The 10,389-nt window shown below is 44.2% G+C and carries 7 protein-coding genes; 1 reads left to right on the top strand and 6 read right to left on the bottom strand.

Going from position 1 to position 10,389, the window contains the following annotated elements; genetic code table 11:
• Window positions 1–187 precede the first annotated feature (187 nt).
• On the top strand, window positions 188–1,318 hold the full coding sequence (locus AACS00_RS12895) for a glycerophosphodiester phosphodiesterase (protein ID WP_110167657.1): 1,131 nt from the start codon (window positions 188–190) through the stop codon (window positions 1,316–1,318).
• A gap of 104 nt (window positions 1,319–1,422) precedes the next feature.
• Here AACS00_RS12895 and AACS00_RS12900 read toward each other — a convergent pair whose 3' ends face one another.
• From AACS00_RS12900 to AACS00_RS12925, 6 genes are all read right to left on the bottom strand, one after another.
• Window positions 1,423–2,169 carry a glycerophosphoryl diester phosphodiesterase gene (locus AACS00_RS12900; RefSeq protein WP_110167658.1) on the bottom strand — a complete coding sequence of 249 codons (747 nt, stop codon included), beginning with the start codon at window positions 2,167–2,169 and terminating at the stop codon, window positions 1,423–1,425.
• Window positions 2,170–2,412: 243 nt separating this feature from the next.
• On the bottom strand, window positions 2,413–3,354 hold the full coding sequence (locus AACS00_RS12905; protein ID WP_110167659.1) for a hypothetical protein: 942 nt from the start codon (window positions 3,352–3,354) through the stop codon (window positions 2,413–2,415).
• Between the two features lie 21 nt (window positions 3,355–3,375).
• Window positions 3,376–4,323 (bottom strand): hypothetical protein, encoded by a 948-nt coding sequence (locus AACS00_RS12910; RefSeq protein WP_110167660.1) that lies wholly within the window; start codon window positions 4,321–4,323, stop codon window positions 3,376–3,378.
• A 37-nt stretch (window positions 4,324–4,360) separates the two neighbouring features.
• The gene (locus tag AACS00_RS12915) at window positions 4,361–7,891 is read right to left on the bottom strand and encodes a toxin VasX (protein ID WP_110167661.1); all 3,531 of its coding nucleotides are present in this window, start codon (window positions 7,889–7,891) and stop codon (window positions 4,361–4,363) included.
• On the bottom strand, window positions 7,881–8,687 hold the full coding sequence (locus AACS00_RS12920; protein ID WP_072668987.1) for a DUF4123 domain-containing protein: 807 nt from the start codon (window positions 8,685–8,687) through the stop codon (window positions 7,881–7,883). The genes AACS00_RS12915 and AACS00_RS12920 overlap by 11 nt, the downstream gene beginning before the upstream one ends.
• Window positions 8,684–10,389: type VI secretion system Vgr family protein (locus AACS00_RS12925; protein WP_110167662.1), on the bottom strand; the 1,706-nt coding region annotated here is incomplete at its 5' end. The genes AACS00_RS12920 and AACS00_RS12925, both read right to left, overlap by 4 nt.

A 10,389-nucleotide genomic window follows, 5' to 3' on the forward strand; every position in this document is an offset into this window, starting at 1 on the left:
ACTTCAATCATAGCGCGAAAAGACGTAAAGCTAAAAGTCCTGTTCATAGTCAAAAAGCAGATGACTTAGCTTGCGCTTACTGACTTGCGACAATTTTGAATATTTGCTCTATTTATGTTAAAAAATAAACCAAAATATACACAAAACCTATATTATTTAGCCTCATTCAACTAAAAGGAGTATTACGTTGAATCTTTCTTCGCAGCGCCATACCGCTCGTAGCACATTAATGAGCCTGACAGCACCATTTCTCTACAGCACATTAGGCGTTATTGGCACACTCTCATTATCAGGCTGCTCAAGCACATCGTCGACACTGTCAGCACAGCTTTCTATTCCAGATAACGCGATTATTGCTCATCGCGGCGATTCTTATAACGCACCAGAAGCGACCTTACCGGCTTATCAATTAGCCTGTGAATTTGGGGCAGACTATCTTGAAGTCGATCTACAGCGCAGTAAAGACGGCGTTTTAATTACCGTACATGATAATAATTTACGCAATAAAACCAATATTGCGGAGATTTACCCAGAACGAGCCGATAGTCCAGTAAGCAGTTTTACTTGGGCTGAATTAGAGAAATTAGATGCGGGATCTTGGTTCAATAACGCCTATCCAGAACGCACAAGAGAAAGTTATCGTGGCTTGCAATTAATGACCTTAGATCAAGTCAGAGAGGTTGCTGAGAATTGCTCACACCAACCAGGCCTTTATATCGAAACCAAATTACCTGAACTGTTTCCTGGTATCGAAGCGGATCTCAGAGCGAACTTGCAACAGCACGGCTGGTTAGATAAGGAAATGAAAGGTAAGGTTATTTTACAAACCTTTGAAAAAGAGAGCTTAGTTCAACTGCAAGCGGAAATGCCTAATACCCCTAAAGTCCTTCTGCTATGGACTGGCGACGGTTATATCGATATGAAACCCACAGAGCCGAAACAAGATGATGAAAGCTGGGCGGCTTACTACGCACGAGTGCAAGTCGCATCAAAATCAGCTTATGAAGAATGGATAGATTTTGCTAAAGACAATGGCGCGATTGGCGTTGGCCCATCAGGGACTCAAGCCAACTTTGCTGACTCATGGTCAAGTAATTTTAGTTATATGGATCTCGCTAAACCTTGGATGATAGAGATGAATCAGCAAAAAAGGTTAGTGACTCATATTTACACCTTAGATGATGCTGAAGATCTTATCCGCTATCGCGATCGAGGAGTGACCGGCTTTTTCACTAACCGTCCTAATCTCGCCGTCGAAGCATTAACTGGACGTCCAGCGAAAAACGTTACCGCAACGCTAGTAAAACTTGGTTATTAATCTCAATAAACGTTGATGGTTTCTATAAAAAATCCCGCATCAATACGGGATTTTTTATTTATCTGGCAATAAGTTGCTTCACTCAAGCCACCGATTTAACGCAGCTAATTGGTAGCAGAGTGGAATGAACGAGGGAATGTCTGAGCAATATCGGTAAAGACACCATCTACGCCCCAGTTAAATAATTGGTTGGCTCTTAGTAGGTTATTGACGGTATAAACGTTCACTTTGTAGCCTTTGGCTTTAAAAGCGGCAACCTGTTCACGAGACAATCCTTCATTTTCTGGATGAATATATTCAGCTTGGCATGCTTGTAAAATTGATTCCCAATCTTCCGACAGTGTCTCTTTAGTAAATAAACAAGCGGTCGGATAGTGTGGCGCACGCCGTTTAAATTCATAAAGAGCAATATGATTAAAACTTGAAATAATCACTTTTCTGTCACTATCAAGCTGCTTTAGTCCCTCAATCACGCCCTCAATTAACTTGAGCGTTTTCTCCCACCCTGCCGTACAGGATTTTATCTCAATATTAGCGTCGAGTTTTAGCTCATTAAGCAGTTCAATAAATTGGCGAAAAGTCGGAATCGGCTCACCAACAAACGTATCAGAGAACCAGCCACCAGCATCAATATTCGCTAAATCCTGTTGACTCAATCCATACAAGCTACCACTGCGATTGGTACAACGATCTAATGTGTCATCGTGAGAGATCACTATCGTATCATCACCAAGGATATCAACATCACATTCTAGCCACTGCACCTTATGTGTATGGCAAAGACGAAAAGCAGCTAAGGTATTTTCAGGGGCTAACGATGACATGCCACGATGGGCAAAAAGTGTGTTCATTTTCAATCAACTCTCTGTGAATTGTTGCATTTCGAGCGCAGATAATCGCTCGTTCGAGCTTGAAATGCACTATACCGGAGTCAAATTGTTAACAATAGAGTGGACGGTTCAGAAATGTGATTAGCCGTTGAAAATCAGCCCTGCGGCTCCCTCTATTTCCTAACTATTGATGGATGGACCGTTGACAATTTGAAGAATAAACAGCTCTGAGTGGTATGCCATGCTCTCTTAACTCTGCTTAGCTTAAACTGATGGTGCGAAAATGTTTAATGTTGGGCCGCTATCTGGCTGCTTTTTTTGCTGCTCTGCGATTTGTTTCAGGGTTTGCTGATATTCTTCATCACTCATATCACGCCAGTATCGCGGATTGCGCCCAGTCTGCTTATCATAAGCGGCGGTGGTTGGGTCTCTCTCCCGCGCTGGCTCAAGCACTAAAATATCAGGCATGGGTTGGCTGATATCCATATAACGTTGGATCATATTCCACAACCGATAATACTCTGCCACCCGCTCATTACTGCCAATAAGGTTACCTATCGGCACCCCAACGGAATAATTATGATAACGATGCACCAACATCAAGTTGTAATTTAGGTGCCCTTGTGGGCTAGGAGCGGACATCAGCACACAGTCAAACTCAATAAACGGATGGCTAAAACGCTCTTTATTGCCTTTTTTAAACAGCGTCACCATGCCAGTTTGGCGATTAAGACTATAGACTCGCTTACTTTTTAAAAAGGGCGCCAGAAAAAGATGCCCAGCACTGACCAACTTAAAATGACCATAAATAAGTAAACAAGGAAGTGTTGTATACAAAGTAACAGTACCAAAATCTCCAGCCCAATCTTTCCATCCATACGGTCCAAATATCATGGCAGAAATCATGATCAGATAGATAAGCGGCAAGACAATAATCAGTGAAACTTTTACCATCCCAACAATAATAAAATAAAATTGTGACCAACCAGAGAACGCCTCACTATTTAAATCTTTTTCATCCCAAAATAAATTATTTTGATCATATCTTTGCATAGCGGATGGCTCAGTCTCTCTTGCTAGAGCCAATGAAATAGTTTCATTGGCTTTCGTAAAAGGAAACACCTGCCCTCTGGTTAAGACGCGCCGTAAAAACCCTTGCGCTTCTTTAGCCGGTTGAAGGGTTAATTGCTCTGAGTGGTATGCCATGCTCTCTTAACTCTGCTTAGCTTAAACTGATGGTGCGAAAATGTTTAATGTTGGGCCGCTATCTGGCTGATTTTTTTGCTGCTCTGCGATTCGTTTCAGGGTTTGCTGATATTCTTCATCACTCATATCACGCCAGTATCGCGGATTGCGCCCAGTCTGCTTGTCATAGGCGGCGGTGGTTGGGTCTCTCTCCCGCGCTGGCTCAAGCACTAAAATATCAGGCATGGGTTGGCTGATATCCATATAACGTTGGATCATATTCCACAACCGATAATACTCTGCCACCCGCTCATTACTGCCAATAAGGTTACCTATCGGCACCCCAACGGAATAATTATGATAACGATGCACCAACATCAAGTTGTAATTTAGGTGCCCTTGTGGGCTAGGAGCGGACATCAGCACACAGTCAAACTCAATAAACGGATGGCTAAAACGCTCTTTATTGCCTTTTTTAAACAGCGTCACCATGCCGGTTTGGCGATTAAGGCTATAGACTCGCTTACTTTTTAAAAAGGGCGCCAGAAAAAGGTGCCCAGCACTCACCAATTTAAAATGACCATAAATAAGTAAACAAGGAAATGTTACATATACGGTAAAACCATAAAACAATTCCCAAAATGTCCTCCATCCACCTTCTCCGAACAATGGTAATAGAGAGATTAAATATGCAAGCGGTAAGATAACCACTAGCGACATTTTTGCTAAACCTACAATAAATAAGTACAACTGAGTCCAATTCGAAAAAGTTTCACTATTTAAACGTTCTTCATTCCAATAAGACGATTTGCCTTCTTCTTTCTCGATCCCCTGATGATATGAAGGTGTAATTTCCCCAGCCAAGGAGAGAGCAATCGTCTCATTGGCTTTCGTAAAAGGAAACACCTGCCCTTTGGTTAAGACGCGCCGTAAAAAACCTTGCGCTTCTTTAGGAGGCTGTAGTGTTAATTGCTCTGAGTTGTATGCCATTATCATTCCTAATTCTTTCGATAATCGATTCTACGCTTTACGCTAATACGGTATTTTGCGCCCAATCTTGATCGCTGTTGTTATCTAAAGCAAACGTTGGAACCACATTCACAATACGAGAATCATCACGCTCTTCTAATGCTAATGTCGGAAAGCTGGCCTGCTCAACGTGTAGCTTGGTTCTGAGCACAAAAACAGGCTGATAGCGATACTGATAAGAGCGCATCATCAGTAAGCTAAAATCGGTACTGTATTCGGGAACGGTTAAATCATATTTCACAAAATAAGCAGTACCTTCATTACGCTGCTCTTGATGGATAACCGTGACATTGTGCGAGCTTAAGTTAATCAGTTCACGGCTTTCCCTTGAACCCGTTCGGCTACTTGTTGTGGTCTTTTTTTCAATCGCTTGCCGAGCGTAAAACTCAACCCTGACCGATTGAGCATTGAGCAATGCCGCTAAATTGGTGTTGACATAAATCACATGGGTGGCTCCCAATCGTTGCATCTGCTCGGTGAACTTTTTAGGAAATTCGGTCTGTTCACCTAAGCGGTACGCGTTGACCGATAGAGTAAAAATCAGCCCAATAAACCGCTCAAACGCCGTGGTTGGGTCTTGCAAATGCGCGTAAGTTGGCGAGGATGACTGACCAAACGGGCCATTTTTCAGCCATGCCTCCATTGGCGTATCCTTCCAAAACATATAGAGCGCGAAGCCTGCAACGGCTAGCCCAATCCCTAACCATGCCACTGGCCCCATACCAAATAACACTGGAGCGCTGGTGGTAAAAAAACCCGTTGCAACCGTGGTGGTTAACGTTCCTATCGCCACAATCCCCAGCGCAACGCTGGCATCACGATCGTTGTTTTGCCAATGGCGCATGGCATCCCAACCAGCAATACCCGCAGTTAAAAAACCAGCACCAATACTTATGACACCTAATCGACTGATGCTGGAAACCAAACGCACCTTACCATTATCAAACGTCATTTTTTTCACAAGGAAGTCAGGCATAACAACTGCGGTTTTATGTGAAGCTGTTGCCAAACGAGAGGCATTTTGTGTATACAGATTTGAAGCATGGGTAATGGCGATACCAAGATCCAGAGCTGCACTTAGCGCGTTAGATCCTGAGAAAAACGCATCTTTTCCATCAAGAATATTCTTCATGTATTGCTGATTATTTTTCAGGTTAATCAATTCCACTACCGCAATAAAGTAGGGAATTCTGAATTTTTCATAAGCATTACTGACGTTGAGATCGGTACGATTCATATCTCGTAACGCCCTTTGCGTATTCGCTTGATTGAGGGCCGCCGCCATGCGACTTTCTTGAGAGACCACCACCACTTTAAGTGGTGATTTAGCCCCGACTGAACCTCGACTTTCTGAAATCAGATCGCTGGAACTAAAAGCATTTTTATTGGTCGATGCCACCAATTTACCCGAACGATCATACAAACGACCAAACGCTGATTTCTTCTTCGAGTCGACAAATTCACGATCAGCGGCGCTCAATCCATAACTCAAGCCATGACCATGCACACCAACCACCGTACCTTTCAGCTCAGCACCACTGACGGGTACATAAGTGATATCTCCCCACATTTTGGCATTAGTGGCTTTCATTAAACCGAGTACAGGCGCATAAGCAGCGTTAAATTGAATCACTTTTGCTTCATTGGCAAGATCTTGGCTGAGATTTAATAAAGTATCAAAATAGCCTCTTAAAATTTCATCCATAATGTTAGCGACTCGCCGCTCAAGATTAAAAGCTTTTTCTTGGTTGCTATTGGCTGGCGACATAAAAGCTAGGTCCATCACTTGCAACTGCTCATCTTGAATGAGCATATCCTCTTTTGACCACAAAGCTAACGATTCAAGCGTGGCAAACCCAGAGCCTGAGTTAGAAGGTTCTGGCGCGCTATAGCTGGCCTCTTCCAAACTTATCGCGCCATCTTCTGGAAACAAAAGTCGGTGCAAAGGATGGTTATCGGTGGAAGAAAGAATTTGTCTGGCGGTGTCTAAATAGGGCGAATGAACATCACTTTCAGGGTTTGACATTTGATCCAATTTATCAATATTCACGCTCAGCGCACTCAGCGCATAACCAACAATCACATGCGCGGCCGATGCGTTAATATCGTTCATTGAGCTAATATCACGTAAAACATCAGCTAATCGCTGCTGGTTCACCAGTGATTGTAGCTGGCCTTGTAACCACTTCACATCTGTACAGCAGCATTGTCGTTCGGTGGTACGTAAGGTTCGGTGGAAAACACCCCCGTAGTAATTATCCATAGCATTACGATATTGATAGTACGGATTATCTTGTTGTCCAAATTTGGCTGGAAGCACCAGTTTCTGCACGAGTTCCGCACTGCGGTAGTACTTCTGCTGGCTCATATCCACATAAACCTGTTGTAAATACCCAACCGCTGATTGAGTCAGAAAAGCGTGATGTCTTAAATCAAACAAGGGATCATCAACGACAATCGCCCTTAAATGGCGTTGTTTCGCGTCTTCTAAAACATCACTCGAGCCCCCTATTGTCCATGATTCTGCTTGAGCAGGGTCGGCGTTAATTATCTCCACTAACGCCGCTTGCTTCATAGCATATTCATATCGGTAAGGCTGTGCATATTTAAATACCTGTACAGCTTTATCTCCATCATCATCAGCGGATAACATTTCCTCTTTGATGGTTTGATAAGTGCGTGTTACCCACTGCCCAGAGAGATCACGGTTGAGATTACTTGGCTCAGCAAGAAACAATTCAAGCTCTGGCGTTCTTGCGCGCATTGTCGGCAGTAAACTGGCTTTCAATACATCGGTATTGCCCTCTACATTCAGTTGATGGAGGGCAAAGGCTCGTTGCACTAATTCGTTTTGATTCGCTTCAAGATAATTAAGGTATTGCGCACTCCACTGAACTTCTGAAAAGGCAATATGAACACGCGCATTGTTATTCTTTTCTTTCGCCGGTACCCAAATCTCTTTTAATGCAGCACCTGTTGCCATTCGAGCTTCCTCTTTAAACGGCTCATCTCTACCAGTACGATAGTGATGAAGATGCACATCTTTAAGAGAATACTCGCCACTCTCTTCTGGGCTTATTTGAATTTCACGCCATGCTTTGTGATTGTAAAAAATATAAATAAAACCAGCACGAACAGGAGCGATTCTATCTCTATAGGTTAAAGACGATTGATACGTGGGCAGAAGGGTGAAAGGTAAAACAGCGTGCACCAAGTAATCTTGCTCATTTTGCTTTCTAGATATAGCGGTAACATCATGGAAAAGCGGTAATTTGATTGGTTCACCTTCCGCTTCAATTTTCAGCCACACATTCCGATTGTCGCTCTCATCACACCAATCCCAACTGTATACCGTACTGTCATCAAGTTCAGGATCAATGTTTTTTTTCGCATCAAGAGCGACCTGTTGTGACGTATCCGCTAAATCATAAAACTCAAAGTCATGTTCTGATCCATGCTGTATACCTGTAACTTCAATAAAAAACTTCTTACCATCACAGCTCGGATTCGAAGCAAACTTAGTAGACATGTTTATTCTCCCTAGACAGTAAGTGTTCTAACTGTTCGACGATATTCTCTGATGTTTGATGAGGTTTAGACTGAAAATTAAGCCCATTGAGATCAACATCATAGCGATGAATTACGTGGCGTAATCGAGAACATAATTGAGGATCCGTTATTTGGTGTTGTGAAAAAAAGAGAGGCGCCATTTTCTGCTTCTGCCAATTCACCCCGTCAATACGGTTTGCTATCGCCCACTGAGCGATATCACTTTCATCGTATTTATCGTTGAGGGCGCTCTCCTGAGATTCGGTAAGCTGCCAAAGAGTTAACGCCTGCAGTTCTCCCTCACCGACAACATTTATCCAGTTCGCTAAATCACTGTGTGTTTGACGATAGAAATAAAGGCCACTGAAACACCCTAGCCATTTCGCCGTATCTACTGCATTTGAACGCTGAAAAAAATAACTGGCAACAGAAGGAAGATAATAATGAAATAATCCTCTTCGGTTACCTGAAAATTGAACATATAAACGGTTTCTCAAATGAGCAATAGCTTCATCGAAGGAGACGTGCAACGGTGCTGAGAAATACAGTGTGTGCTCTTTGGGTAAGCTATTTACTATTGGATCTTCAGCTTGCAGAGCAATCACTAGAGGACTTCTATTGAGTAACGATTCAACCGGGGTCGATAAATATAAAGGCTCAACCAAGTGACCAGAGATACTCTCATAAACCTCAGCCTGCATATTGTGGTAATGGTTAACGAGCGCAAACCAATTCACAGCAATATTATTACAATGTTTTTCAAGGACTAACATCATTGATTATTTCCACAAGGGCAATCACTTAACGGACAACTTCCATCAGAACGCTTCTGACAAACCTGAGTGATCGGCGTCTCTGTTTTAATATCAGCGATGACTTGTTGAGTTAAACTCGCCGTAGGTTGCACAAAAGGCATAACTTGTGGGGCACTTGGAGCTTGTAACCCAAAAGGCAACTCGGCCATTTTACCGCCATAGCCAGATCCGCTGCCTGCGCTGCCGCCGGAGTTTAAATTAATGGCCGCGCCCACCACATGCACACCGCCAGCATCGACTTTGACAAAACTGCCGCCCGCTTGAATGGTAATTTCACTCCCTGCGTCTAACACCAGTTTATTGCCCGCTTTTAAATGCACTTCATTGCCAGCGTCCATCACCATCTTATCCGCTACTTTTTGCTGTAGTGCACCGCCAACCTCGACACTGTGGTCTTGACCGACTTTCAAGCGACGCTCGCCATCCACCGTCAGATGCTGATGATGGTGGATATGGCTAAACTGGTCGTTCTCTACCGTCAGATGCTTATCGTGTTTAATGTGCATCGTCGCATCATTAAGCACTAACCCCTCAACATCCTTTTGCGCATGCAGGTAGATTTTCTCTTGCCCAGCTTGGTCTTCAAAACTCAGTTCGTTAAACCCTTCCCCTTGGTGACTTTCACTGCGCAGCACCGTTTTGGTTTTGTGCTCTGGCAAAGGGTAAGGCGGTTGGTTGGTCGCGTGATAGGTGCGACCGGTGACGATAGGCTGGTCGGGATCGCCGTTTAAAAACGAAACAATCACTTCATGACCCACTCGCGGAATAGCCATCATGCCGTATTGACTGCCCGCCCAACCTTGTGACACTCGCACCCAACAAGAGCTGTGCTCATCGCCATTTGAGTATCTGTCCCACGGAAAATGCAGCTTAACGCGGCCATGTTCATCACAGAAGATTTCTTCGTTTTCCGGACCGACCACCATCGCGATACACGGGCCATCCACTTGCGGTTTCACTTGAGGCGTCGCACGCCAGTTCACCTCGGCTGGAATAAGGGTAAATTGGTTGCTGTAAGTGGTCGCGCCGCTGCCCCCTTCTTCTTCCAACACTTGGGGCTGATGACCCTCATGCTGCACGTAGACCACCACCCAATCACGGTTCACGCTCTCATCGAGATGGTCTTGTAAATCAAACTTAGCGCCCGCTTGTAAGGCTGGATGGTTACTTTTTCCCGTTGCAGTGCGCGCGTCTCGACGTAGGTACTCTAAACGTATCTGGTTAAAGGCTTTGCCACTGACATCGTCTTTAAAGCGCCCCGGCGCATCAAAGTGTTCGTAGGTGTCGCGCTGATAGTCTATCCCTTGCCCGTGTGCTTGCTGAGCAAAGGAATAACTCGGCTTTTTAAAGCTGTAATCTTGTAAGGCGGTGTGACTAACGTGACTTTGAGTGTATTGCTCAAAAGCAGAAATATACGGGCTGTCTATCACGCCCCCCGCGAGTACATTAAAAGGGATCGGCGCATCCAGTTTGGGGAGCCCTTGGCTGTCGTCGGTGAACAGTAAGGTGTGCTTCTCGTCTTCATGAATAAAGTGATACACCAGCCCCTCTTCCGCCGCTAAGCGATGCAGAAAAGCCAAGTCGGTTTCTCGATACTGAACACAGAACTCACGTTGGGCACAGTCACGCTGCAAGGAAAAGGCGTAATCGGTAATGCCCATCT

This window comes from Vibrio sp. 11986-1-5 (assembly GCF_963878025.1).
Lineage (GTDB): Bacteria > Pseudomonadota > Gammaproteobacteria > Enterobacterales > Vibrionaceae > Vibrio > Vibrio injensis.